The organism is Photobacterium malacitanum (genome assembly GCF_900185615.1).
GTDB lineage: Bacteria > Pseudomonadota > Gammaproteobacteria > Enterobacterales > Vibrionaceae > Photobacterium > Photobacterium malacitanum.
Genome location: NZ_FYAK01000012.1, coordinates 42,697 through 68,712, shown reverse-complemented (window position 1 = coordinate 68,712; position 26,016 = coordinate 42,697). Strand labels below are relative to the sequence as shown.

The 26,016-nt window shown below is 42.0% G+C and carries 26 protein-coding genes; 3 read left to right on the top strand and 23 right to left on the bottom strand.

The genetic code is table 11. The annotated features are described in order from the left end of the window. Nucleotides 1–14 precede the first annotated feature (14 nt). The 15 genes from rodZ to trmJ all read right to left on the bottom strand — a co-directional run bounded on the left by rodZ (nt 15) and on the right by trmJ (nt 13,020). Nucleotides 15–1,001, bottom strand: a complete 987-nt coding sequence (gene rodZ, locus PMAL9190_RS17340) for a cytoskeleton protein RodZ (protein WP_087846319.1) — start codon at nt 999–1,001, stop codon at nt 15–17. After that, nucleotides 991–1,749: a type IV pilus biogenesis/stability protein PilW gene (gene pilW / locus PMAL9190_RS17335; protein WP_087846317.1), complete on the bottom strand. Its 759-nt coding sequence runs from the start codon at nt 1,747–1,749 to the stop codon at nt 991–993. Before pilW ends, rodZ begins: the two co-directional genes overlap by 11 nt. A gap of 58 nt (nt 1,750–1,807) precedes the next feature. Continuing rightward, nucleotides 1,808–2,929, bottom strand: a complete 1,122-nt coding sequence (rlmN, locus tag PMAL9190_RS17330) for a dual-specificity RNA methyltransferase RlmN (RefSeq protein ID WP_087846315.1) — start codon at nt 2,927–2,929, stop codon at nt 1,808–1,810. 248 nt (nt 2,930–3,177) lie between these two features. After that, nucleotides 3,178–3,606 carry a nucleoside-diphosphate kinase gene (ndk, locus tag PMAL9190_RS17325; RefSeq protein WP_087846313.1) on the bottom strand — a complete coding sequence of 143 codons (429 nt, stop codon included), beginning with the start codon at nt 3,604–3,606 and terminating at the stop codon, nt 3,178–3,180. Between the two features lie 68 nt (nt 3,607–3,674). Next, complete coding sequence (pepB, locus tag PMAL9190_RS17320; RefSeq protein ID WP_087846311.1) at nt 3,675–4,952, bottom strand: aminopeptidase PepB; 1,278 nt, start codon at nt 4,950–4,952, stop codon at nt 3,675–3,677. A 110-nt stretch (nt 4,953–5,062) separates the two neighbouring features. Further along, nucleotides 5,063–6,346: an aminopeptidase PepB gene (gene pepB, locus PMAL9190_RS17315; protein ID WP_087846309.1), complete on the bottom strand. Its 1,284-nt coding sequence runs from the start codon at nt 6,344–6,346 to the stop codon at nt 5,063–5,065. A gap of 146 nt (nt 6,347–6,492) precedes the next feature. Continuing rightward, entirely contained in the window at nt 6,493–6,690 is a 198-nt protein-coding gene (gene iscX, locus PMAL9190_RS17310) for a Fe-S cluster assembly protein IscX (protein WP_087846307.1), read from the bottom strand. 126 nt (nt 6,691–6,816) lie between these two features. Then, nucleotides 6,817–7,155, bottom strand: a complete 339-nt coding sequence (gene fdx / locus PMAL9190_RS17305; protein ID WP_087846305.1) for an ISC system 2Fe-2S type ferredoxin — start codon at nt 7,153–7,155, stop codon at nt 6,817–6,819. A 2-nt stretch (nt 7,156–7,157) separates the two neighbouring features. Next, on the bottom strand, nt 7,158–9,011 hold the full coding sequence (gene hscA / locus PMAL9190_RS17300; protein WP_087846303.1) for a Fe-S protein assembly chaperone HscA: 1,854 nt from the start codon (nt 9,009–9,011) through the stop codon (nt 7,158–7,160). Between the two features lie 33 nt (nt 9,012–9,044). Next, a complete protein-coding gene (gene hscB, locus PMAL9190_RS17295) occupies nt 9,045–9,560 on the bottom strand; it encodes a co-chaperone HscB (RefSeq protein WP_087846338.1) in 516 nt (171 codons plus the stop codon). An 88-nt stretch (nt 9,561–9,648) separates the two neighbouring features. Next, nucleotides 9,649–9,972, bottom strand: a complete 324-nt coding sequence (gene iscA / locus PMAL9190_RS17290; protein ID WP_087846301.1) for an iron-sulfur cluster assembly protein IscA — start codon at nt 9,970–9,972, stop codon at nt 9,649–9,651. A gap of 16 nt (nt 9,973–9,988) precedes the next feature. Further along, nucleotides 9,989–10,375 (bottom strand): Fe-S cluster assembly scaffold IscU, encoded by a 387-nt coding sequence (iscU, locus tag PMAL9190_RS17285; RefSeq protein ID WP_060998999.1) that lies wholly within the window; start codon nt 10,373–10,375, stop codon nt 9,989–9,991. 33 nt (nt 10,376–10,408) lie between these two features. Continuing rightward, entirely contained in the window at nt 10,409–11,623 is a 1,215-nt protein-coding gene (locus tag PMAL9190_RS17280) for an IscS subfamily cysteine desulfurase (RefSeq protein WP_087846299.1), read from the bottom strand. A 31-nt stretch (nt 11,624–11,654) separates the two neighbouring features. Next, on the bottom strand, nt 11,655–12,170 hold the full coding sequence (gene iscR / locus PMAL9190_RS17275) for a Fe-S cluster assembly transcriptional regulator IscR (protein ID WP_087846297.1): 516 nt from the start codon (nt 12,168–12,170) through the stop codon (nt 11,655–11,657). A 109-nt stretch (nt 12,171–12,279) separates the two neighbouring features. Beyond that, a complete protein-coding gene (gene trmJ / locus PMAL9190_RS17270; RefSeq protein WP_087846295.1) occupies nt 12,280–13,020 on the bottom strand; it encodes a tRNA (cytosine(32)/uridine(32)-2'-O)-methyltransferase TrmJ in 741 nt (246 codons plus the stop codon). Between the two features lie 244 nt (nt 13,021–13,264). On the opposite strand from trmJ, the gene suhB reads away from it, so the two are divergent. After that, nucleotides 13,265–14,065: an inositol-1-monophosphatase gene (suhB, locus tag PMAL9190_RS17265; protein ID WP_087846292.1), complete on the top strand. Its 801-nt coding sequence runs from the start codon at nt 13,265–13,267 to the stop codon at nt 14,063–14,065. Between the two features lie 137 nt (nt 14,066–14,202). Here suhB and secF read toward each other — a convergent pair whose 3' ends face one another. The 5 genes from secF to queA all read right to left on the bottom strand — a co-directional run bounded on the left by secF (nt 14,203) and on the right by queA (nt 19,891). Then, the gene (gene secF, locus PMAL9190_RS17260; protein ID WP_087846290.1) at nt 14,203–15,150 is read right to left on the bottom strand and encodes a protein translocase subunit SecF; all 948 of its coding nucleotides are present in this window, start codon (nt 15,148–15,150) and stop codon (nt 14,203–14,205) included. Nucleotides 15,151–15,162: 12 nt separating this feature from the next. Next, nucleotides 15,163–17,016, bottom strand: coding sequence for a protein translocase subunit SecD (gene secD / locus PMAL9190_RS17255; protein WP_087846288.1), 1,854 nt, complete (start codon nt 17,014–17,016; stop codon nt 15,163–15,165). A 36-nt stretch (nt 17,017–17,052) separates the two neighbouring features. Further along, nucleotides 17,053–17,391, bottom strand: a complete 339-nt coding sequence (yajC, locus tag PMAL9190_RS17250; protein ID WP_087846286.1) for a preprotein translocase subunit YajC — start codon at nt 17,389–17,391, stop codon at nt 17,053–17,055. Between the two features lie 26 nt (nt 17,392–17,417). Then, nucleotides 17,418–18,587, bottom strand: a complete 1,170-nt coding sequence (tgt, locus tag PMAL9190_RS17245) for a tRNA guanosine(34) transglycosylase Tgt (protein WP_087846336.1) — start codon at nt 18,585–18,587, stop codon at nt 17,418–17,420. A gap of 251 nt (nt 18,588–18,838) precedes the next feature. Further along, nucleotides 18,839–19,891, bottom strand: coding sequence for a tRNA preQ1(34) S-adenosylmethionine ribosyltransferase-isomerase QueA (gene queA, locus PMAL9190_RS17240; protein ID WP_087846284.1), 1,053 nt, complete (start codon nt 19,889–19,891; stop codon nt 18,839–18,841). Nucleotides 19,892–20,162: 271 nt separating this feature from the next. On the opposite strand from queA, the gene PMAL9190_RS17235 reads away from it, so the two are divergent. Beyond that, on the top strand, nt 20,163–20,660 hold the full coding sequence (locus PMAL9190_RS17235) for a CBS domain-containing protein (protein ID WP_087846282.1): 498 nt from the start codon (nt 20,163–20,165) through the stop codon (nt 20,658–20,660). Nucleotides 20,661–20,723: 63 nt separating this feature from the next. Here PMAL9190_RS17235 and aceA read toward each other — a convergent pair whose 3' ends face one another. The 3 genes from aceA to PMAL9190_RS17220 all read right to left on the bottom strand — a co-directional run bounded on the left by aceA (nt 20,724) and on the right by PMAL9190_RS17220 (nt 25,264). After that, nucleotides 20,724–22,031 (bottom strand): isocitrate lyase, encoded by a 1,308-nt coding sequence (gene aceA / locus PMAL9190_RS17230; RefSeq protein WP_087846280.1) that lies wholly within the window; start codon nt 22,029–22,031, stop codon nt 20,724–20,726. A gap of 38 nt (nt 22,032–22,069) precedes the next feature. After that, nucleotides 22,070–23,683 (bottom strand): malate synthase A, encoded by a 1,614-nt coding sequence (gene aceB, locus PMAL9190_RS17225; protein ID WP_087846278.1) that lies wholly within the window; start codon nt 23,681–23,683, stop codon nt 22,070–22,072. Nucleotides 23,684–24,361: 678 nt separating this feature from the next. Then, nucleotides 24,362–25,264 carry a hydrogen peroxide-inducible genes activator gene (locus PMAL9190_RS17220; RefSeq protein WP_087846276.1) on the bottom strand — a complete coding sequence of 301 codons (903 nt, stop codon included), beginning with the start codon at nt 25,262–25,264 and terminating at the stop codon, nt 24,362–24,364. A gap of 132 nt (nt 25,265–25,396) precedes the next feature. Between PMAL9190_RS17220 and PMAL9190_RS17215 the strand changes: the two genes are divergently transcribed. Beyond that, the gene (locus PMAL9190_RS17215) at nt 25,397–26,008 is read left to right on the top strand and encodes a peroxiredoxin C (protein WP_060998974.1); all 612 of its coding nucleotides are present in this window, start codon (nt 25,397–25,399) and stop codon (nt 26,006–26,008) included. Nucleotides 26,009–26,016 lie beyond the last annotated feature (8 nt).

The following is a 26,016-nucleotide window of genomic DNA, read 5'->3' as shown; positions in this document are numbered from 1 at the left end:
ATTATTCTCTATTACTACGGCAACGTTAACGTTACAGGTCGACCTGCCGGATAACGACTAAGATCGAAAGGTTGCCCTTTAATTTCTATTTTAACAGCGCTTGGTGCGCCAAGTCGTACTCGGAACGGCGCCTTACCATCAACAGCAAGTGTTTGACCGGCAGTCTTGAGACCACTTTCAAGGCGTTTACCATTTGCATCACGAATATCAATCCAGCAATCAGCAGCAAAGGTAAGCTGTAATGCCGGTGCTACTGCAACCTCTGCTGCTGCAGTCGGTGTTACTACCGCTGCCGTTGTCGCAGTGTCTGTCGTAACTGCAGCCACAGGTTTTATTGCTGTTATAGCCTCAGTTGCAGTCTCAGTTGCTGCTACTGGCGTCTGCACCGTATCGGTATTGATTGCAGCTGGTGTAACATTTGAAGTCGTAACATCTGTCGGCGTCACATCTGTCATTGTTGCATCGGTGGTCGCTGTGTCAGCCTTTACCGTCGCAGCAGATGGTTCAACCACAGTAGCTGTTTTTTCCGTTAGCGCTGGCGCTGCAATATTAGCCACATCCACCGCTGGTGTAAGATCGCGATCTAAATGACTATTTTGCCACCACCATACCGCCGTCACACCGACAAAAATCACTGCTAAAATCCATGTTAGCCCCATTATACGGCTATCATGCGCTTCACGGTTAGTGCGGCGTGAGAAACTTTGCATTTCTTGTGCTTTCGGCTTTGAGTGACCATAATCGTCAAGTAAACCGACCACAGCAACGTCATCTAAACCAACATACTTTGCATACGATCTCACATACCCGCGAGTAAATGTCGATATCTTCTCACTATCAAAGCTGTTACTTTCAATATCATTGATAACAGATAACCGCAGCCGTAATCGGTTAGCGATATCTGTTTGCGAGTAACCTAGTTGTTCGCGCGCTTGGCGAAGCATATCGCCCGGTCGTGCAACATTGTTTGGTTGAGGTGAATCGTTATGTTCAGTATTCATTGGCTAGATAATTCTGATATTGCTGAGAATCAGGGAATTGTTCTTTTAATAAGTTAGCGTATTTAGTGACCAAAGTTAACCGTCCAGTCTGGTTTTCTAACTGAATAAGTAATAGCAAACTATTTGCTGTATACCCATATCGCTTATTAAATTTAAACAACAGCACACGAGCGTCTTTGTAATTATTAGCGTCTAATTGTAGTCGTGCCAGTTGTAACATTGATTTCGGACGATATGGATCATGAGAAAGTGCTTTTTCAAAATAATCTATCGCTTGTAAGTCATTGCCTTGTTTATCACTACATAAACCTGCATTTTCATAACTTGCCGAAATAAGGTAATAGTAAGGTTGATCGATAGCTTTAACAAAAGCACTGATGGCTTCGTCATAACGCCCTTCGCTACATAAAAACACCCCGTAATTATTCAGTACATCACCATTTTTTGGTGAGTCCTTTAGGGCCTTTTTATACATTTTTTCAGCAGCAGCGTTTTCACCTACCTTTTGATAATAATAGGCCATAGCATTTTGGACACGATAATAATCTGGCGCATAGTCTAATGCTTGTTCCAGATTTTCACGGGCACGTTGCCATTGGCCTACTTTTAAATAACTTAACCCCAATGTCATGCGGGCTTCTGCCGCATCAATGGCATTGAATTGTTCAGCGTTATTTTCTACTTCCACAGTGGCACAGCCGGCCAACAGCAAACAAGAAAATAATGGATAATGCATCCATCGTATCATTTTTACTCACCTTAACATCCATGTTAAACCGCGAAGAAATTATAATCGCTAATCTAATTTAGAGGGTTTTCACTGCAATAGGTTCACCCACTGGTAATTTAGCTTGAGTGCGTTTAGTTCGATCAATAACATCCCCCACTAACTGGCCACACGCTGCATCAATATCATCACCACGCGTTTTACGTACAGTTACTGTGTAATCATACTCCATTAGCGTTTTCATAAAGCGATCTATACGTGAATTACTAGGTTTTTTATACGGAGATCCCGGATATGGGTTAAATGGAATCAAGTTAATCTTCGCTGGTGTGTCTTTTAATAGACGACCTAACTGACGTGCATGCTCCATATCATCGTTGACATGATCAAGCAGCACGTATTCAATCGTTACACGACCGCGGTTAGCATTGGTTGAATTAACGTAACGACGCACAGCATCAAGAAACGTTTCAATATCCCAACGATCATTAATTGGCATAATTTGCGAACGTAATTCATCGGTTGGCGCATGCAATGAAATAGCCAGTGCAACGTCAATGGTACCGATCATTTGTTCTAGGCCAGAAACCACACCAGAGGTTGATACGGTAACGCGACGCTTAGACAAACCAAAACCTAAATCATCAAGCATAATTTCTAATGCTGGAATTAAGTTTTTCATGTTCAGTAATGGCTCACCCATGCCCATCATTACAATATTAGTAATAGGACGACGACCGGTTTCTTTTTGCAAACCGATCTCTTTTGATGCACGCCATACCTGACCAATAATCTCAGATACACGTAGATTACGGTTAAAGCCTTGTTGGCCCGTTGAACAGAATTTACACTCTAACGCACAACCTACTTGCGAAGACACACATAAGGTCGCACGATCTTCATCAGGAATATAAACGGTTTCTACGTCTTGATCACCAACACGCATTGCCCATTTGATAGTGCCATCATTTGAGTACTGCGCATTAGAAACTTCAGGTGCACGAATTTCAGCAACACGCTGTAATTTTTCGCGCAACTTTTTATTGATATTGTTCATTTGCTCAAAGTCATCACAACCGAAATGATAGATCCATTTCATTACCTGATCTGCTCGGAACGGCTTTTCATTTAGCTCTTCGGCAAAGTATTTACGCAGACCTTTGCGATCGAAATCCAGCAGATTAATTTTGACAGTTGTCATCGGTTGGTGCCTCACTAAAAATGACTATTGCTGCGCCTTTATAACTCGGAGATCTGCAATTGGCAGTCTCATCATAGCTATCAGGGTTTAAGGCGCGAAATTGTACAGCCTTTAGGCGCGGGTTTCCACCTGTTCACTATAGGGTTATTTTAGCGGTTATCACTATCTTGGCGCATAAAATAACAAAGGGAAGCCTGAGCCTCCCTTTAGTATTTGGTTTTGCTTATTTTTTCATCACAACGCAATCATTAACTGCGAGGACATAATTCATCAGCGGCAAAAAAGTAGCCAATTTCACGTTCAGCCGATACTGGGCTATCTGAGCCATGGACCGAATTATAACGTAAGCTAATAGCAAAATCGGCACGAATAGTCCCGCATGCTGCTTCTTGAGGATTGGTTTTCCCCATGAGCTCTCGATAACGAACAATGGCATCTTCGCCTTCTAGCACTTGCACCATCACCGGGCCAGATGTCATAAAATCAACTAATTCGTCAAAAAAAGGCTTACCTTCATGTTCAGCATAAAAGCCTTGAGCTTGCTCTTTTGTTAGCTGTAACATTTTGGCTGCTACAATTTTCAAACCCGCATTTTCGAAACGTTGATAAATAGCGCCAATTAAATTTCGTTTAACAGCATCCGGCTTTACGATTGAAAAAGTTTTTTCTATTGTCATTATTATAGTTTCCTTTTGAGTCTAGTTGCCGTCCATTTAGTTAGTATCTACTGATAGGCCGCATTAGTTTACAATAGTAATCCTGCGATATTAGCAATACCCAAGCCAGTTGCACCGACAGCCCAACGTGGATCAGCGCTATCACGATAACATGCTGCTAGATCGAAATGAATCCAACGACTATTATCGGTATCAACAAAGCGCGATAAAAATCCAGCTGCATTGGATGCTCCCCCCATACCGCCACCTTTCTGAACGCGACTATTGGCAGTATCTGCAAATGCAGACGGACAATAATCTTGATGCCACTTTTCAAGCGGTAATGGCCACGCAGGTTCATTGACTAATTCTGATAGCTGTTGAGCACGGGCTAACAATGCTTTATCAAAACCAAATATCGCATTGTAGTCACTACCTACCGCCATCATTGCCGCGCCAGTTAACGTTGCTGCATCAATGATTAATGGAGCTTTGGTTGCCGAAGCAAGCAATAAGCCATCGGCTAACACTAATCGCCCTTCAGCATCAGTATTTACGATTTCAACAGATACTCCATTGTTATACGTTAACACATCACCAAGCTTATAAGCATCGCCTGACACCATATTTTCAGCACAACAAAGAATAAGTTTTACCCGTTGAGCTAAACCTTGTGCAATCGCGTATCCTAACGCAGCAGTAACCGTTGCCGCGCCTCCCATGTCACATTTCATACTGACCATGCCTGCACTTGGCTTGAGGCTGTAACCACCTGAATCAAAGGTGATCCCCTTACCGACCAAACAAGCACTAATGGGGGCATCTGGATTACCAGTAGGGTTATAGTCAAGCTCTAACAACACCGGTGGGTGCTGACTACCACGACCAACACTATGAATACCAATCCAACCGTCAGCGAGTAATTCATCACCCACAATCATCTGTGTACTGATATGATCACCACCAATATCCGTTAAAAACTGCACCGCTGCTTGAGCTAATTTTTGTGGATAAATGCTATCAGGACCAGTATTAATCAAGGTTCGCGCCCAGTCATGGCTATGTCGACGCGCATTTAACAGTTCAAGTTCATCTTCATCAATCGATGCCCACTGGATCGTGACGTTATCCATCGTTGCCGCAAAACCGCAATAAAATGCCCATTGACGTTCATAGTTCCAACCATCACCTTTTAAGCTCACAGCAGTGATAGATTGGGTCTGAATTTGACGTCCTGCTTGCTGAATTCGACGTAAACTAAAGGTATCACCATAATGCACAGTGACACTGTCAGTTTGGTAACTGATTAAGGCATTAATACCCCAAGGAGCACGTGCGGGCTCTTTTGATAAATTTACTGTCAACATTATTGATAACCTCTTGTTTTATTTATAGTCTATATTTTTCATTTGACGTAATTTAAATATAAAAAAAGCCCTCTTAAACGCTTTAAGAAGGCTTTTTATTAGTAAAATAATTATTGCGCTAGAATGCGGGCCAATGTTTTAACCCCCATTCCGGTTGCGCCTGCTGCCCATTGGTCATTAGCGCTCTTACGGAAAGTACCACTAGCATCAATGTGCATCCAACCTTGTTGATAATTTTCAACAAAATAAGATAAGAATGCTGCAGCTGTACTTGCTCCAGGCATAAAGTCACCGCTTGATATATTAGCTAAATCCGCAAAATTCGATGGCAACATATTACGATGAATTTCAGCCAATGGTAGTGGCCACATGCCTTCACCTTCTTGTGCTGCTGCCGCTAATGCTTGGCGCGATAAGTCTTGATCAAAACTCAATAATGCATGGTAGTCATTGCCCAACGCCATTTTGGCAGAGCCCGTTAACGTCGCACAATCAATGATCAACTCAGGATGCTGGCTATTGGCGTACATTAAACCATCAGCTAACACTAATCGGCCTTCAGCATCGGTATTAAGTACTTCAACTGTTTTTCCGTTTTTATACTTAATGATATCGCCAAGTTTTAATGCACGACCTGAAATCATGTTCTCAGCACAACATAAAACCAGTTTAATTCGCTTATTAAGCCCACGCGCCATCGCTAATGCTAGGCCACCTGTTGCTAATGCTGCGCCGCCCATATCCGCTTTCATTGCAGTCATACCCGCCGAAGGCTTAATGCTGTAGCCACCAGAATCAAAGGTAATACCTTTACCAACAATACAAGCAAACACTGGTGCATTTGCATCACCGGTTGGGTTGTAATCTAAACGTAGCATCGCTGGACGGTGATCAGAACCACGGCCAACAGCATGAATACCATGCCAACCTTCATCTAATAAATCGTTACCTTTAACAATTTTATAGGTCACATGTTCAGGGGCTAATGATTTGATAAATTCACCAGCACGTGCAGCTAATTGTGAAGGCGCAACCACATCTGCCGGTTGGTTAATAATATCGCACACCCAATTAATGGTTTTAATCCGTGCTTGTAATTCCGCTTCATCAAGCGCTGATAAGGTTGGCCACAGCACAGTATTATCTGCTTTAGGATTGCGGTAGCCTTGTAAGAACGCCCAAATCGCGTCTAAACCCCATGCCATACCCGTTAAATTAACCGCTTTAATGCCTTGTGCATCCAACCGACGACCAGCACGTTGAATATCGCCTAAAAGATCGTTGGTAGTAACATGGATCACACAGCCTTCAGCACCAAAACTAATTAACGCATTGGTTCCCCACTGTGAACCTGCTGCTTGATGAGAAAGACCCACCGCCATTATGCTAGACATTGATACGCTCCTTGATAAATACCACACAGCCAAAGCAATGAAACAAAGCTGATTACTGCGTTGTTGTTATTCTACTTTTGTTGCTAATAAGACTATGCTTATCACCCCAGAGAGGCAACTATAAAACAGAGTTTTCGGTATTGTGATTATTGCTCGTCAATCCAACACATTTGTACTGCTTCTAAAATCTTTTCATTGCAGTGATCAATATCATCGTCAAATTCATCTAAAGCAATGATCCACTCACGAAGATCGGTAAAGCGAACTTGGGTTGGATCAACATCAGGATGACGTTCAATTAATTCAATCGCAATATCACGCGAATCAATCCATTGTAAACTCATAATAAACCCTCATTTTTGAATACAATTAACAAATTAACTTAACTAGCACTTAAATAAATAGCCATAAGCCTAATCAACAGCTAAAAAAATAGGCCACCATGATGGCGACCTATTTAGCTATTTTGATTAATGTGCTTCAGAAGCAAGGTTGACGGTATAGCGTGGAATATCAACCACTAAATCATCATCTGCTACACGAGCTTGACAACTTAATCGAGATTCAGGCTCAAGTCCCCATGCCTTATCAAGCATGTCATCTTCAAGTTCATCGCTCTCATTTAGAGAGTCAAAGCCTTCACGAACAACGACATGGCATGTCGTACATGCACAAGACTTTTCACACGCATGCTCAATTTCAATGCCATTGCGCAATGCAACATCTAGAATCGTTTCACCAGATTGTGCTTCTAAAACAGCACCGTCAGGGCAATGTTCTTCATTGGGTAAAATTATAATCTTAGGCATGCCTAAACCTCATCAATAGACTGACCAGCGAGTGCTTGACGAATAGATTGATCCATTCGGCGTGACGCAAATTCTTGGCTGGCCTTATCAGTTTTCTTAATTCCTGCTTCAATTGCACGAGTATCTCCACTCTGACGTAATTGAACCAGTTCCATCATTACAGTTTCTAACTCATCACGCTCTTGAACGCTTAATAAGGTTTCACCATCAGCAGCCAATGCAGCGATTAAGCCTTCAAGTACACGATCGGCTTCAACCTGTTGTTCCGCTAATGCACGTGCATCTTTATCATCTTGAGCAAATGTCATTGAATCACGTAGCATGGTTGCTATTTCATCATCAGAAAGACCATACGATGGCTTCACTTGAATTGATGATTGCACGCCACTGCTTTTTTCCATTGCCGTTACCGACAACAAGCCATCCGCATCGACTTGATACGTAACACGAATATGAGCTGCACCTGCCGCCATTGGTGGAATACCACGCAAGGTAAATCGCGCTAATGAACGGCAATCAGCTACCATTTCACGCTCACCTTGAACAATATGGACCGACATCGCTGTTTGGCCATCTTTAAAGGTGGTAAATTCTTGCGCACGTGCAACGGGCAAGGTAGTGTTACGCGGAATAATTTTCTCAATCATGCCACCCATGGTTTCAATGCCTAATGACAATGGAATCACATCAAGTAGTAGCATCTCTGCGTCAGGTTTATTACCCACCAGAATATCAGCTTGAATAGCCGCACCAATCGCAACCACCTGATCAGGGTCAATTGAGGTTAATGGTGCTTTACCAAAGAAACTGCCGACTAATTCACGCACTAACGGCACTCGAGTAGAGCCACCAACCATCACAGTTTCAATCACATCATCAATAGTGATATCAGCATCTTTTAGCGCACGGCGACATGCAAATAAGGTTTTCTTAATTAATGGCGTAACTAGCGTATTAAATTGCTCACGAGTGATATTTCCCTGCCAGCCTAGTACATTGATGGCCACGCTATCAGCATCACTCAAGGCTACTTTCGCTTGTTGAGCGGCATCGTGCAATTCACGACGCTGCTGCGGGGTTAATACTGCCGTTAACTGAGCTTGAGCTAATATCCAGTCAGCAACCAGCTGATCAAGATCATCGCCACCTAATGCAGAATCACCGCCGGTTGCTAATACTTCAAATACGCCTTTTGACAGACGTAAAATCGAAATATCAAAGGTGCCACCACCGAGATCATAAACGGCAATAACCCCTTCTTGACCGGAATCAAGACCATAAGCGATGGCTGCCGCTGTTGGTTCATTAAGTAAGCGCAAAACATTTAAATTGGCTAACTTAGCCGCATCTTTTGTGCCCGCTCGCTGAGCATCATCAAAATAAGCCGGCACGGTGATCACAACACCGTCAAGATCGCCACCTAAGCTTTCTACTGCACGCTGACTTAATGATTTTAAAATTTCAGCAGAGATTTGTACCGGGTTCATCGCACCTTGGCGAGTCACTAATTGCGGTAAGCCATTTTCTGATGCGGTAAATTGATAAGGTAATTGCGGATAACGCTGCTCAATATCTGCCAATGAACGTCCCATAAGACGTTTCACTGATAAAATAGTATTGACAGGATCACGTTGTGCATACGCACGCGCAGCATCTCCTGTTAACACATGTTTGTCAGTATAGTGAACCACTGAGGGTAAAATTGAACGTCCTTCAGCATCTTTTAATGTTTCTGCAACGCCACTACGGACAGTTGCCACTAATGAGTTTGTCGTCCCTAAATCAATGCCAACGGCTAGTTTTTGTTGATGCGGGGCTGCACTTTGACCGGGTTCAGAAATCTGTAAAAATGCCATTATCGTTCCTGTCTAAATAACGCAAGTTGATGATTAGTCAAATAATGATTCTTCAAGACGTTCGACTTCATCACGCAACTTAACAATAAACTTTAACTTACGTACTGCATCAGCAGCTTCTAACCAATTTTCTTGATTGAGCAATTGTGCCAGCTTCTGTAACTGTTGTTGATACATAATTGTGGCTTGTTGTTCAAAATCGACTAATGCAGATTCTGGATCAGCACACTCAGAAATCGCTTCTAACGCTTCACGCAGTTCCATTTGCTGCATTAAGAAATCCATATCTTGCAGTGTCTTTTGCTCACCACGAATATCTTCATCGCGTTCAGAAAGCATATATTCAGCACGAGAGACAGGATTTTTTAGCGTTTGAAAGGCATCGTTAATCTGGGCTGCTTTTTGTACCGACAATAATCGATCACGTTCGGATGCCGTTGCAAAATTATCCGGATGCAATCGACGTTGTAACTCTCGGAATTGTGTTGCTAATAAACCGCTATCAATATCAAACTGAAACGGTAATCCAAATAATTCGAAATGATTCATAATCGCAACCATATATAAAAAATAAACCTGACAACTCACGCGCCAGAATGGCGGCCAGCAGTCAGGTTTAATAAAACACTATGCGCAATTACACGTTGAAGCTTTCACCACAACCACATTCGCTAGACACGTTAGGGTTATTAAATTTAAAGCCTTCATTAAGACCTTCTTTGGCAAAATCAAGCTCGGTACCATCTAAGTAAACCAAGCTTTTGGCATCAACGATAATTTTTACGCCTTGCTCTTCAAAGACCTGATCCCCTTCGTCAAGGTTATCAACGAACTCAAGGATATACGCCATACCCGAACATCCTGAAGTGCGAACTCCGAGGCGCAAACCGATGCCTTTACCGCGGTTAGCTAAAAAACTCGATACGCGACTTGCAGCCGCTTCAGTGATAGTAATGGCCATACTTCAAACCTCAGAATTATTTTTGTTCGTGTTTCTTCTTATAATCGCTAACTGCTGCTTTAATTGCATCTTCTGCAAGAATTGAACAGTGAACCTTAACTGGCGGTAACTCAAGCTCTTCTGCAATTGCAGAGTTCTTAATTGATGCCGCTTCGTCTAATGTTTTACCTTTCACCCACTCGGTGATCAGTGAACTTGATGCGATAGCAGAACCACAACCGTAAGTTTTAAACTTTGCATCTTCAATGATGCCTTCTTCAGTCACTTTGATCTGAAGTTTCATTACATCGCCACAGGCTGGTGCACCCACCATACCGCTACCAATGTTTTTATCGTCGTTGTCAAATGAACCCACGTTACGCGGATTTTCATAATGATCGATGACTTTTTCACTATATGCCATGATAAATTCCCTCGAATAATGTCTAACCGCAGATTAGTGGTGCGCCCACTCAACCGTATCTAAATCAATGCCGTCTTTGAACATATCCCAAAGAGGTGACATTGCACGTAGCTTGTCGACTGCTTGTTTAATTTGAACTACAGCGTAATCAATTTCTTCAGCCGTTGTGAAACGACCAAAAGAGAAACGGATTGAACTATGTGCTAGTTCATCATTTAGACCTAATGCACGTAGTACATAAGACGGCTCTAAGCTCGCAGATGTACATGCAGAGCCCGATGATACTGCAAGATCTTTCAATGCCATTAATAATGACTCGCCTTCAACAAACGCAAAACTGATGTTTAGGTTGTTGGGAATACGATGCTCAATATCACCATTGATAGACATCTCTTCGATACCTTCAAGGCCTTTTAGCAAACGCTCACGCATATCAACAGCGTGTTGGTAATCTTGTGCCATTTCTAGCTTAGCGATACGGAATGCTTCACCCATACCCACAATTTGGTGGGTTGGTAATGTACCAGAACGGAAACCACGCTCATGACCGCCACCGTGCATTTGTGCTTCAAGACGAATACGAGGCTTACGACGTACATATAATGCACCAATGCCTTTAGGACCGTAAATCTTGTGCGCAGAAAAGGAAATTAGGTCGACTTTCATTGCTTGTACATCAATCGGCAGCTTACCTGCAGATTGTGCCGCATCAACATGGAAAATTGTCTTGTTTTCACGACAAATTTCACCAATAGCTGCGATATCTTGCACAACACCAATTTCGTTGTTCACATGCATAATGGAAACCAACACAGTATCTTCACGCATTGCGTCGCGTAGTTTTGCCAAATCGATAAGACCATTTGACTCAGGCTCAAGGTAAGTTACCTCATAACCTTCACGCTCTAACTGACGACATGGGTCAAGAACCGCTTTATGCTCGGTTTTGCATGTAATAACGTGCTTACCTTTCTTGTTATAGAAGTGAGCAGCACCTTTAATTGCAAGGTTATCAGATTCTGTTGCACCCGAAGTGAATACAATTTCACGGGGATCGGCATTGATTAACTCAGCAATATACTCACGAGCAGTATCAACCGCTTCTTCCGCTTGCCAGCCATAACGGTGTGAACGTGACGCTGGATTACCAAACGTACCATCCATTGTTAAACACTGAACCATTTTTTCAGCAACACGAGGATCTACCGGGCAAGTTGCAGAGTAATCAAAATATATTGGCAGTTTCATTTTCTTCTCCGAAAACACGAACGTCAGGTCTCTAGGAGCGGACATCGACACCGATAGGGGCGCTGTCGTGTGATTTTTTATTTGCAAATGATGTTTTGTTATTACTTTGTAGGATTATATCCTGACGATCGGCAATTATTTGTACATCATTATCCTTCATCAACTCACCGAGAGTGATGTTATTTAAAAATCCGCTGATACGATCACTAAGATCATGCCATAAGGTATGAGTTAAACAACGCACACCACCTTGGCAGCCACCTTTACCTTGACATTTAGTGGCATCAACTGATTCATCAACTGCTGCGATAATCATACCAACAGCAATATTGGCGGCATCTTCACCAAGGCGATAACCACCACCTGGACCGCGAACACTTGTTACTAGGCCCGCTTTACGAAGACGCGAAAAGAGTTGTTCTAGGTAGGACAGTGAGATCCCTTGACGTTCTGAAATATCAGCCAACGGTACTGGTCCATTATGTGAATGCAATGCTACATCTAACATTGCTGTCACTGCGTATCTTCCTTTTGAAGTCAACTTCATAACATGGCTACCTACTTGAATTTATAGAGGCAGTCTCTCATACCTGACTATTTTGGTCAAGTATTTAACCCACTAAAACAGTAGGTCTTTCGCGAACTTGCAAAAGCGGTTATTTATTGTTCTTTTCTAAGGTTTCAATCGTCTTTTCTACTGACGATAAAATGCCGCGTAAAATATTTAACTCTTGTTGCTCAGGACGAGTGCGAGTAAACATACGACGTAATTTAACCATCACCATACCGGGATGATTTTTATTAATAAATCGCGTTTGAGTGGTCACTTTTTCAAGATGCTGATAAAACCGCTCTAATTCCTCAGCACGAGGATATTCATCAACAATCGCTGTAGATTGATGCTTAGTCGCATCAAGGTATGCCATACGAACTTCATAAGTTACTGTTTGCACAGCCATCGCAAGGTTCAACGAACTATATTCAGGGTTAGCTGGAATATAAACATGGCAATGACATTTTTGTAATTCTTCATTCGTCAGGCCAGTACGCTCACGACCAAATAAAATCGCAACAGGATGCTGTTCAGATTCTGCAATAACTTTAATGCCATTTTCGCGAGGGTCTAATTGCGGCCACTCTAAGGTGCGAGAACGTGCGCTTGAGCCAACAACCAACCCGCAATCAGCAACGGCTTCATCTAATGTTTTTACAATTTTAGCGTTCTTAACCACATCAGCGGCACCGGCAGCTAAAGCAATTGTATGACTATCAATTTCGCAAGCGGGATCAACAAGAACAAGGTTAGTTAACCCCATCACTTTCATTGCGCGAGCTGCAGAACCGATATTTCCAGGATGTGACGTGCCAATGAGGACAACGCGAATTTTATCTAACATGATGTCGCTATATTCCAGTCTAATTTAACGCTCAGAGATAGTAGCACAGCCATAACAAAAATGAAGAAAACATGTCTATTTGATGATTGTTATTAGCCATTACCGTCATCAATAAATAAAATACCGTCATTATTTATTTTTTCAGCACTGACTAACGTCGAAAAAATAACCACTTCCTTTTTTTTATAGCTCTGTTATACTCGCCGCCGCTTTTTAGTTCTTTAACATCCGTTGGGAAAATCCTATGCATCCGATGCTTAATATTGCCATTCGCGCTGTGCGAAAGGCTGGTGACCATGTCATTAAATCTCTAGAAAAACCTCAAGCTATTGAGGTTGCTAATAAAGGTAATGATGTTGTTACCAATATCGATCATGAAGCAGAAGCTATCATCATCGAGACAATCCTAAAAGCTTACCCTGATCACTGCATCGTTGCAGCTGAGTCTGGTACGAAAGAAGGACGTGACAAAGAGTGTCAGTGGATTATTGACCCAGTGGATGGCACCAAGAACTTCGTTCGCGGTTACCCTCACTATGCAGTTTCTATCGCACTACGTATGCGTGGTCGTACAGAAGTTGCTGCAGTTTACGACCCAGCTCGTAACGAACTATTCACGGCTACTCGTGGTGCAGGCGCACAACTTAATAGCCTACGTCTACGTGCATCTCAGCCACGTGATCTAACAGGTACTGTGTTAGCAACAGGTCTTCCTTTTGCTGCTAAACAACACGCTGAAAGCTACCTAAAAATCCAAAATGCTTTATTTGTAGAATGTGATGACATGCGTCAATCAGGTTGTACTGCATTGGATCTTTGTTACCTAGCTGCTGGCCGTGTTGACGGTGTATTCAAGTTAGGCCAAAAGCCTTGGGAACTTGCTGCTGGTGAATTAATCGCGCGTGAAGCTGGTGCTATCTGTGCTGACTTTACGGGTAATACTAACTACCTAACAACTGGCAACATTGTTGCTGGTAACGCACGTGTAGTTAAGCCAATGCTTGCTAAAATCCGTGAATTCGGTAGCGACGCTCTGGCTAAGTAATCATTGATTACAACCCGCTAAATAAAAACGCCCTGCTGATATTAACAGCAGGGCGTTTTTTGTTGCCCATAAAAAACGGAGTCCGCAGACTCCGTATAATAAATGATGACGTTACCGATAGTAGCAACTACTTACGGTTATGGCATCGCATCAATTTCTTCACCTTCTTTATCTAATGGTGTCGGCATTAAGTGCTCACGGGTGATGCCCAATTTAAGCGCTAATGCAGATGCAACATAGATTGAAGAGTAAGTACCGACAGTAATACCAATCAATAATGCTAATGCAAACCCTTGAATCATTGCGCCGCCTTTTAAGAACAACGCAATAACAACAAACAAGGTGGTACTGGAAGTAATTAATGTTCGGCTCAATGTTTGAGAAAGTGAGCTGTTCATAATTTCTTCAGCAGTTTGCTTACGCATCTTACGGAAGTTTTCTCGAATACGGTCAAATACCACGATAGTATCGTTAAGTGAATAACCCACTACTGTTAGCAATGCTGCCACAATAGTTAAATCAACTTCAATTTGTAGAATCGAGAAAATACCAACGGTAATGATAATATCGTGTGCCAATGACAGTACCGCACCTGCGGCTAAACGCCATTCAAAACGCACTGATACATAAAGCAGAATACAAAGAAGTGCAATTAAAATTGCCAAACCGCCCGCTTCTGCTAATTCATCACCAACATTGGGACCGACAAATTCCACTCGGCGCATTTCAACTTGCTGACCTGTTCCAGTTTTTAGAGCATCAATGATCTGGTTACCCAGAACTTCGCCTTTAATTCCTTCACGAGGTTGCAATCGCACCATCACATCACGCGCAGTACCAAAGTTCTGCACGATAGCATCGCCAAAACCTGATTTTGCCAATGACTCTCGAATTAACGGTAAATCAGCAGGCTCTTTAAAGCTTACTTCAATCAGCGTACCGCCAGTAAAATCTAAGCCCCAATTCAAGCCTTTGGTTGATATTGTCGCAATAGAAGCTGTAATCATTATTAACGAAAAAACAAACGCTAATTTTGACCAACGCATAAAATCGGTAACTTTATCGCTATTCAATAACTGTTTCATTTATGCGTCCTCCTAGATTGACAACTTATCTATGCGTTTACCGCCATAGATTAAGTTAACCACAGCACGAGTACCGACAATCGCAGTAAACATCGAGGTTAAAATACCGATCGATAATGTCACTGCAAAACCTTTAATTGCACCAGTACCGACAGCAAACAAAATAATTGCCGTCATTAGAGTGGTGATGTTGGCATCAGCAATGGTACTAAACGCATTGGCATAACCTTGTTGAATCGCTTGCTGAGGGCTTCGACCTTCACGTAATTCTTCACGAATACGTTCAAAGATCAGCACGTTAGCATCGACGGCCATACCGACGGTTAATACAATACCAGCAATGCCTGGCAAGGTCATGGTTGCGCCAGGAATCATCGACATTACACCAATAATCAATACCAGATTCATCATCAGTGCTAAGTTGGCAATTAAGCCAAAGCCACGGTAGTACAATAAGGTAAATAGCATTACTGCAACCATACCCCAAATACATGCCTGAATACCCATATCGATATTTTGTTGACCCATAGATGGACCAATTGTACGTTCTTCAACGATCGAAATAGGCGCGATCAAAGCACCAGCACGTAACAATAACGCAAGGTTATGTGCTTCCGGTTGAGAATCAATACCTGTAATACGGAAGTTACGTCCAAGTGCCGTTTGAATCGTCGCTTGGTTGATTACTTCTTCGTGCTTTTCAAGTATGACCTTACCTTCAGGTGTACGATCACCGCTGTCTTTGTACTCAGTAAAGACTGTCGCCATTAATTTGCCGACATTATTACGTGAGAACGCCGTCATTTTGCTGCCGCCTTCAGTATCTAGCGAAATATTCACCTGTGGGCGACCATATTCATCTGCACTTGAAGTCGCATCTGTAATATGAGAACCCGCTAGAATAACGCGTTTTTTCAATACTGCTGGACGACCATCACGGGTCATCTTCACTTCACTGCCCGCAGGTACTCGCCCTGCAGCTGCAGCACCAAGATCAGCATTACTGTCCACTTCACGGAACTCAAGCGTAGCAGTTGCACCTAAAATTTCTTTAGCGCGTGCAGTATCTTGAACACCCGGTAGCTCAACCACAATTCGGTTAGCGCCCTGACGTTGTACTAATGGCTCGGCAACACCTAATTCATTAACACGGTTACGTAAAATAGTAATGTTTTGATCAACAGCATAGTTACGAATTTCTTGAAGACGTGCTTCAGAAAAACCAGCGGTTAAAACAAAACGTCCTTTGGTATCTGTTTCAGTAAATACCATATCAGGATGAAGTGGCTCTAATACCGCTTTTGCTTGCTCTAATTGAGCAGCATCACGTAAACGTACAGAGACCGTTTGTTTAGTTTTATCGATGGCACGATAGCGAATTTTCTGTTGGCGTAGTTCAGCTCTGAAAGTTTCTTCTTGCTGGCCTAATAGTTTTTCCATCGCCGCATCCATATCCACTTCCATAAGGAAATGAACCCCACCACGCAAATCAAGACCAAGCTTCATTGGAGTAGCCCCAATTGCTTCTAGCCAAGACGGTGTTGAAGGTGCGAGATTTAGAGCGACAATATAATTATCACCTAATTCACTATTTAGAATATCGCGAGCGCTGATTTGAGTATCAGTATCGTTGAAGCGGACCAGTATTGAGCCTTTTTCAAACACAACTGACTTGTAAGGGATATTGTTCTTTTTTAAATCTTCGGTGACAGTATCCAAAGCGCTCATAGTAACTGAGGCGCCACGCGCCCCAGTTACTTGAATCGCTGGATCTTCACCGTATACATTGGGAAGTGCATAAAGCAAACCTATAATTAGTGCGAACAACACTAACAAGTTCTTCCACAGAGGGTATCGGTTAAGCACTGCTATGATCCTTCAAAGCGAATGTTTTTTAGCGTCTTATAGAGACTTCATGGTGCCTTTTGGCAAAACTGCAGTAATGAAGTCTTTTTTGATAGTTACTTCAGTATTGTCGTTTAGCGCAAGAACGATGTAATCACTTTCAGATGATGACTTAGTAATACGGCCTAAAAGACCACCGTTAGTCATTACTTCATCGCCTTTAGTCATTGAGCTCATTAGCGTCTTATGTTCTTTAACACGCTTAGCTTGTGGACGGTAAATCATGAAGTAAAAGATAACAGCAAACAGACCCAGCATAATGAATAACTGGTACGGTGAGCCACCTTGAGCAGCGCCTTCAGTTGCTGCATGTGCTTGAGAGATAAAAAAGCTCATTTATAACGTCCTCGATTTATTATGATTTATACAATTTGTAATGGTGGAACTTCACGGTCACGACGCGCGTAGAATTCTTCTACAAATGCATCGAAACGATCTTCTTCAATCGACTTGCGAATACTTGCCATTAAACGTTGGTAGTAACGTAAGTTGTGAATTGTATTTAAGCGTGCACCTAGAATCTCATTACATTTATCTAGGTGATATAAATACGCTTTTGAATAATGACGACAAGTGTAACAGTCACAATCAGGATCTAGTGGTGTTGTATCTGTTTTATGTTTCGCATTACGGATCTTGATCACACCGCCAGTCACAAACAAGTGTGCATTTCGCGCATTTCGCGTCGGCATTACACAGTCAAACATATCGATACCGCGACGCACACCTTCAACTAGGTCTTCAGGCTTACCTACACCCATAAGGTAACGAGGCTTATCTTCTGGTAGTTGTGGACATGTGTGCTCAAGAATACGATGCATGTCTTCTTTTGGCTCACCAACCGCCAAACCACCAACGGCATAGCCATCAAAACCAATCTTAGTTAGGCCAGCAACTGATACATCACGTAGATCTTCGTACACACCACCTTGAACAATACCAAATAGAGCATTTGGATTTTCAAGCTTATCAAAGTGATTGCGGCTACGTTGAGCCCAACGAAGAGACATTTCCATCGACTTTTTCGCTTCATCGTGAGTCGCTGGGTATGGCGTACATTCGTCAAAGATCATTACGATATCTGAACCAAGGTCTTTTTGAATTTCCATCGACTTTTCAGCGTCCATGAAAATCTTGTCACCGTTAACAGGGTTACGGAAATGAACACCTTGTTCAGTGATTTTACGTAATGCACCAAGACTAAATACTTGGAAGCCGCCTGAATCGGTTAAGATTGGGCCTTTCCATTGCATAAAGTCATGCAAGTCGCCGTGCATCTTCATCACTTCTTGTCCAGGACGTAACCATAAATGGAACGTATTACCCAGGATAATTTGAGCACCAGTATCTTCCACTTCTTCAGGTGTCATGCCTTTTACAGTACCGTAAGTACCTACAGGCATAAATGCTGGTGTTTCTACTGTTCCACGTTCAAACTGCAAACGACCGCGACGTGCGCGACCTTGAGTTTTATCTAATTCAAATTTCACAAGACCTCCAAAAGCCAGAGAAACAATCTGACAGGTTCCCATTACAGGATTAAGCCCCACAGGCGATTGCCTGATCAGCCACAAAAATAATGGCCGTTAATAACGACCATTGCTACTGACAGCCTTGAGTTACTAGCAGTGATAGTCACCCTCAGCCGCAGCCATAAGCATTTATTATGTTGTAAATTCTACAGAAATAAATTTATCTCATGTAGCAGAGGCAACAAAGGCTGCAATTGTAACAAAAAGCAGCCTAAATACTTAATTTTTAATAAGTGTTAACGTAATCAATATCACATATTTTTACGGGTAATAAACATCGAATCGCCGTAACTAAAGAAACGATATTGATTAGCAACCGCTTGATGATAAGCATTCATCGTATGCTCATAACCTGCAAATGCACTTACCAACATAATCAAAGTTGATTCTGGTAAGTGGAAGTTAGTGATTAATACATCCACTAACTGGAATTGGTAGCCTGGGTAAATAAAGATTTCCGTATCACCAAAAAATGGCTTGAGCTCAGTACCATTCTTCAGCGCATCTTGTGCAGCACTTTCTAGTGAGCGTACAGATGTGGTACCCACGGCAATAATTCGACCGCCATTAGCACGAGTTTGATTAACTGCCGTCACCACTTCTGGTGGTACTTCAACGTATTCAGAGTGCATATGATGATCATTAATGTCATCAACACGTACCGGCTGAAAAGTACCTGCGCCAACATGCAAGGTTACAAAGGCAAAATTAACCCCTTTGGCTTTTAGATCAGCCATCAGTTTATCGTCAAAATGCAACCCCGCCGTTGGTGCTGCTACCGCACCAGGTTTGGCGTTATAGACCGTTTGGTAACGCTCTTTATCAGCATCTTCGTCGGGACGATCAATATAAGGAGGCAAAGGCATATGCCCTACCTGCTCTAAAATTTCTAGCACCGTTTTATCACTGTTGAAACGAATTTCAAACAGCGCATCGTGGCGAGCGACCATTTCAGCAGAAAACTCACCATGTTCACCTAATAATAATTCATTACCAGGCTTTGGCGGTTTAGATGCGCGTACGTGAGCCAAAATAGATTTATCATCTAACATGCGCTCGACTAACACTTCAATTTTACCACCAGACGCTTTATGACCATACATACGCGCAGGAATAACACGGGTATTATTAAAAACTAATAAATCCCCAGCCTCAACGAGGTCTAACACATCTTTAAAACCTTTATGTGCTAATTCACCGCTATTGCCCGTCATATGTAGTAAACGACTCGCAGTACGCTCAGGTTGTGGGTAGCGAGCAATCAGCTCGTCTGGTAACTCAAAATCAAAATCAGAAACTTGCATCGTAATACGCCTTAAATAACAGCAGGCGGGCATTATACTTAACTCCACCAAAGATGCGAAACCCCGTGGCAATTAAAGCGTCTTTTCGATAATAAAACCGCTGTCGAATAATCGCTGCTGTCTTGATTTACGCATAATAGCGAACAGTTAATCATTGGTGACATTTAAAATTTATGACCATGATCATGGGATAGCCACCAATAATTCGCTACATTCAAACCAGTAAATCAGGAATAAACATTTAGCAATCGTATAAAAACAGGAGGTTTCTATGTTTACTGTTGCCGATATGATGACGCCAAAGCCCCATACATTATCTCGCAATGATACTTTGCTTGATGCCAAAGAGATGATGCAAACCCTGTCTATTCGTCATATTCCGATCACCGATCATAATCACCATCTGCTAGGGTTAATTTCTCAACGCGATGTACTTGCCGCTCAAGACTCTAATTTAAAATCCGTGATTGCCAACCATAACCACTCACCACTAAACGCATTACTAGAACATTGCATGAATCGTGACATATTTAGTGTTAATAGCCATGCAGGCCTTAAAGAGGCCGCACTGTATATGCAAAAACATCAGATTGGTTGTTTACCTGTGGTTGATAATCAGCAACTGGTTGGCATTATTACCAACAGTGATTTTGTCGCTATCGCTGTGACATTGCTTGAAATGCAAGATGAAATCGATCCGCTAGAGCAAGAACAAGATCGGCTGGATGATCTGAGTGATATTGGTGATATCGACATCGAACGTGACTAATAACCACGATCAAAAAGGGAGCATAATGCTCCCCTCGATAGATGAATCATTTATTAACTATGATTACTTAAACTGTTCTTCTTCGGTTGATCCTGTCAGTGCGGTTACTGACGAGTTGCCACCTTGAATAGTATTGGTCATGGTATCAAAATAGCCCGTTCCCACTTCCTGCTGATGAGCGACAAAAGTATAACCTTTAGCTGCAGCCTCAAACTCTGGACGCTGTACTTTTTCAACGTAATGACGCATACCTTCACCTTGCGCGTAAGCATGTGCTAACTCAAACATGTTAAACCACATATTATGAATACCCGCGAGCGTAATAAACTGGTACTTATAACCCATGTCGGCTAATTCTTGCTGGAATTTAGCAATTGTTTCAGCATCAAGGTTCTTTTCCCAATTAAACGATGGTGAACAGTTATATGCTAATAACTGATCAGGGTATTGCTCATGAATTGCCTCAGCAAATTTGCGCGCTTCTTCTAAGCAAGGTTTTGCCGTTTCACACCAAATTAAATCAGCATATGGTGCATAAGCTAAACCACGCGCAATGGCTTGATCAATACCTGCCCGAACACGATAAAAACCTTCAGCAGAGCGATCGCCGATAATAAAATCTTTATCATATGGATCGCAATCAGATGTTAGCAAATCAGCGGCATTGGCATCGGTTCGTGCAATCACTAAGGTTGTAGTCCCAGCAACATCAGCCGCTAAACGTGCGGCAACTAATTTTTGTACCGCTTCTTGAGTCGGCACTAAAACCTTGCCCCCCATATGACCACATTTTTTCACCGACGCTAATTGATCTTCAAAGTGGACTCCAGCTGCCCCCGCTTCAATCATATTACGCATCAATTCATACGCATTGAGTACACCACCAAACCCCGCTTCGGCATCGGCAACAATCGGTAAGAAATAATCAACACCTTCTGCTGGTGACCCCCCATTTGACCATTGGATCTGATCGGCACGACGGAAAGAGTTATTAATACGCTTTACCACTGCTGGCACTGAATCTACCGGATATAACGACTGATCAGGGTACATAGCTGAAGCGGTATTATTATCAGCGGCAACTTGCCAACCTGATAAATAAATCGCTTCAATACCCGCTTTTGCTTGTTGAACAGCTTGGCCGCCAGTTAGCGCGCCTAAACAGTTCACATAGCCTTTTTTGGCACTACCATTGACCAATTGCCATAATTTATCAGCACCACGTTGGGCAATAGTGTGCTCTGGAATAAATGATCCTCGAAGGTTAACCACCTCTTCAGCAGTATAAGTACGCTTCACGTGTTTCCAGCGTGGATTTTCAGCCCAATCTTGTTCTAGGGCAGCAATTTGTTGTTGGCGAGTTAATGTCATAATAATATCCCTCTAGTCAATATGGCGTTAATCCGTTATTACACTAAATAGTCATAACCTTTTAAGGTTAAGAAGTTATCTAACTCATCACTGGTCGCTAAGTGCGACATCAAATACGTCGCTTCTTCAAAACGACCGTTCTCAATTCGTTCCTGGCCTAACTCTTGCTGCAATACTTGCATTTCTTCAGTCAACATTTGTGCAAATAATGCTTTCGTCACCACTTGGCCATTAGAGAGCGTTTTACCGTGTTTAATCCACTGCCAAATTGACGCTCGCGCTATTTCGGCGGTAGCAGCATCTTCCATTAAGCCGTAAATAGGTACACAACCATTACCAGAAATCCATGCTTCTATATATTGCACAGCCACGCGAATATTGTGTCGCATACCCGCTTCTGTACGTTCACCATCACAAGGGGCTAATAATTCTGCCGCAGTAATAGGTGCATCGTGTTCACGGCTGACATTCAATTGATTAATACGTTGATCGAGTACATCATCAAAAATGGCGCGAGCGGTATCAGCTAACCCAGGATGCGCGACCCAAGTACCATCGTGACCATTGTTGGCTTCAAGGGCTTTATCAGTTTGAATTTTATTTAATACCCATGCTTGTTGCTGAGGATCTTTCGCTGGAATAAAAGCCGCCATGCCTCCCATTGCTAATGCACCACGACGATGACACGTTCTAACAAGCAGCCGTGAATAGGCATTTAGAAAAGGTTTCTCCATGGTTACGACTTGACGATCAGGCAAAATGCGCTCAGGGAAATTACGTAAGGTTTTTATATAACTGAAAATGTAATCCCACCGTCCACAATTTAATCCGACGATATGTTCTTTGAGATTAAATAATATTTCATCCATCTCAAATGCAGCTGGTAAGGTTTCAATTAATACTGTTGCTTTGATGGTACCGCGGGTTAAGCCAAATTCATCTTCGGTATAACTAAAGACATCACTCCACCAAGCAGCCTCTCGATATGCCTGTAGCTTTGGTAAATAAAAATAAGGGCCGCTGCCTTTAGCTAATAGCGCTTGATGATTAAGATAAAAATACAACGCGAAATCAACTAATGCGCCTGGAATCGGCTCGCCATTCCAACGGATATTTTTTTCTAATAAATGCAGGCCACGAACACGACAAATCAATACCGCGGGATCATCATCAAGCTGATAATGTTTACCTGTTTGAGGATGGGTATAGCTAATGGTGCCATTGACCGCATCACGCAAATTTTGGTGACCATCAATAATGGCATTCCACGATGGCGCAAAAGAGTCTTCAAAGTCAGCCATAAATACTTTTACATTAGCATTTAGGGCATTGATCACCATTTTACGATCAACAGGGCCTGTGATTTCTACACGGCGATCTTGCAAATCATGAGGGATATTTTGTATTTTCCACTCAGCTTCTCTGATAGCACGCGTGTCTGGTAAGAAATCAGGTAGTTGACCGCGATCAATCGCTAATTGCTGTTGTTCACGCGCCTCTAATAATAATGGGATTCGATCAGCAAAGCGCTCAACTAACCGCTCAATAAATGCTAATGCATCGGCGGTAATAATTTGTTGTTGCTGCTCTGTCAGAGGTTGCTGCAGTAATAACTGAGTATGATCATTTGCTTTAATGGCTGTTTCTATCATATGCGCCTCCAGCATGTAACTTAATCACCACTTTTATCAATAATAAAAGCAATGACTCCCTGTTAAACAATTTAAAGCATATATTTACGTTGCCGTAACAGTAGTCGGAATGCAAATAAATAACAGCTATTTAAAACCAGCCATAAAACACAAACCAATATATATCAACAACTTAAAAATAAAACCCAAATATGTAAAATACCAAATTCACAAAAATCTTAGCTATTTACTCGGAATTTAAATTTATATTGAAATAATGGTTTTTTGTATGTGGTTACGTAATTTAATTACATTAACAGCGATAATAATATTTATTCAAAATCACGTTTAAAACAGGAAGTGATTTTTAAAACATACATAAGTACATGATGGATAATACAATTACTTATAAAAAAACAATTAAATGAAACAAATTGCATTTGGAATTTAAACAAAGGAAAGGGATTAGTTTGCAAGTTGAAACAAATTTATTCAACAAAACAGCAACTTATAGATAGAACACTCGATAATATAATATTTTATTGATTCGCAAAAAAGTAGTTTATTGCTCTAAAGTTCACCAATAATAACCACAGCCAATATAATGCCAACAAAAAAGCCCAAATAATCATAATAACCCCCCTTGTCATTATTATGGTTAGTTCAGGCTGTTGTCATACCACTCACAATTAAACGGCTTTACAGTAAGCCTTTAACAATCTCCCCCAGCTTTTCAAATACAGCACTACGGCTTGATGTTGGTCGCCACACTAAACCGATCTCACGGTATGCATCTTGACCTGGCGGCTCAATAACGACCAAGTTTTGATTTTCTAAAATGCCGTGTTTAATTGCCATTTCAGGAATGAATGTCGTTCCCAAGCCATTGGCAACCATTTGCACTAATGTATGTAAGCTGGTTGCTGTAAAAGGATTTATCTTTTCTTTTGAGGTCAATTTACACGCAGAAACTGCATGCTCAGTTAAACAATGCTCTTTCTCTAATAAGAAAACCGATTTATCAGGTAAATCAGCATAATGTAATGGTATGGTTACTGAAGATGCTTGGTTTTTACTGATCACCATCTTAAATGCATCACGGCCAACGACCTTACTCGACATGCCATGGATATCAACCGGTAGAGCTAAAATTAGCACGTCCATTTCACCATGCTGAAGCGCTTCTAATAAATTAACTGTCGTATCTTCCCGCAAGAGTAAATTAAGCTTGGGGTATAAAATATTGACTTGCTGTACTAAACCACACAATAAAAAAGGCGCAATTGTGGGAATACAGCCAACCCGCAATGGGCCTTCCATCACATCACCACTGCAACGAGAAAGCTCGACTAAATCACGACTACACGCTAATAGCTCACGCGCCCTATCGACAACTTGTTCCCCCATAGAAGTAAACACTAAGGTTTTTGCCTTGGTATCACGTTCAACTAAGTGGCAATCAAGTAACTCTTCAAGGTTCTGAATACCAGAACTTAATGTCGACTGGCTCACAAAACACCGTTTAGCTGCTTCGCCAAAATGGTGGGTTTCCGATAGAGTGACTAAATAATGGAGTTGTTTAAGTGATGGGAATTTATTCATCGTATTTTTCGATTACTTCAATCTATTTATTCTGCTTTTTTCAATTTAACAGTTTAGCTATAGTTTGTCTCGTCCAAGTATGGCGTCAGCCCCTAAAGGTCGACAATAACCAAATATTTAAGGAGCACCAAAATGGTACTAGTAGGTCGTCAAGCACCAGATTTTACTGCTGCAGCTGTTTTAGGTAACGGCGAAATTGTTGATTCATTCAACTTCGCAGAATTTACTAAAGGTAAGAAAGCTGTTGTTTTCTTCTACCCACTAGACTTCACTTTTGTATGCCCATCAGAGCTCATTGCTTTTGATAAGCGCTTTGAAGATTTCCAAGCGAAAGGTGTTGAAGTGATTGGTGTTTCAATTGATTCACAGTTCTCACACAATGCATGGCGTAACACTGCTGTTGAAGACGGCGGTATCGGTCAAGTTAAATACCCACTAGTTGCTGATATTAAGCACGAAATCTGCAAGGCTTACGATGTTGAGCATCCAGAAGCGGGTGTTGCTTTCCGTGGTTCATTCCTTATCGATGAAGACGGCTTAGTTCGTCACCAAGTAATTAACGATCTACCACTAGGTCGTAACATCGATGAAATGCTACGCATGGTTGATGCATTGAACTTCCACCAAAAGCACGGCGAAGTATGTCCTGCACAGTGGGAAGAAGGTAAAGCAGGTATGGATGCATCACCAAAAGGTGTAGCAGACTACCTATCTGAGCACACTGCAGACCTAGGTAAGAAGTAATTACCTGT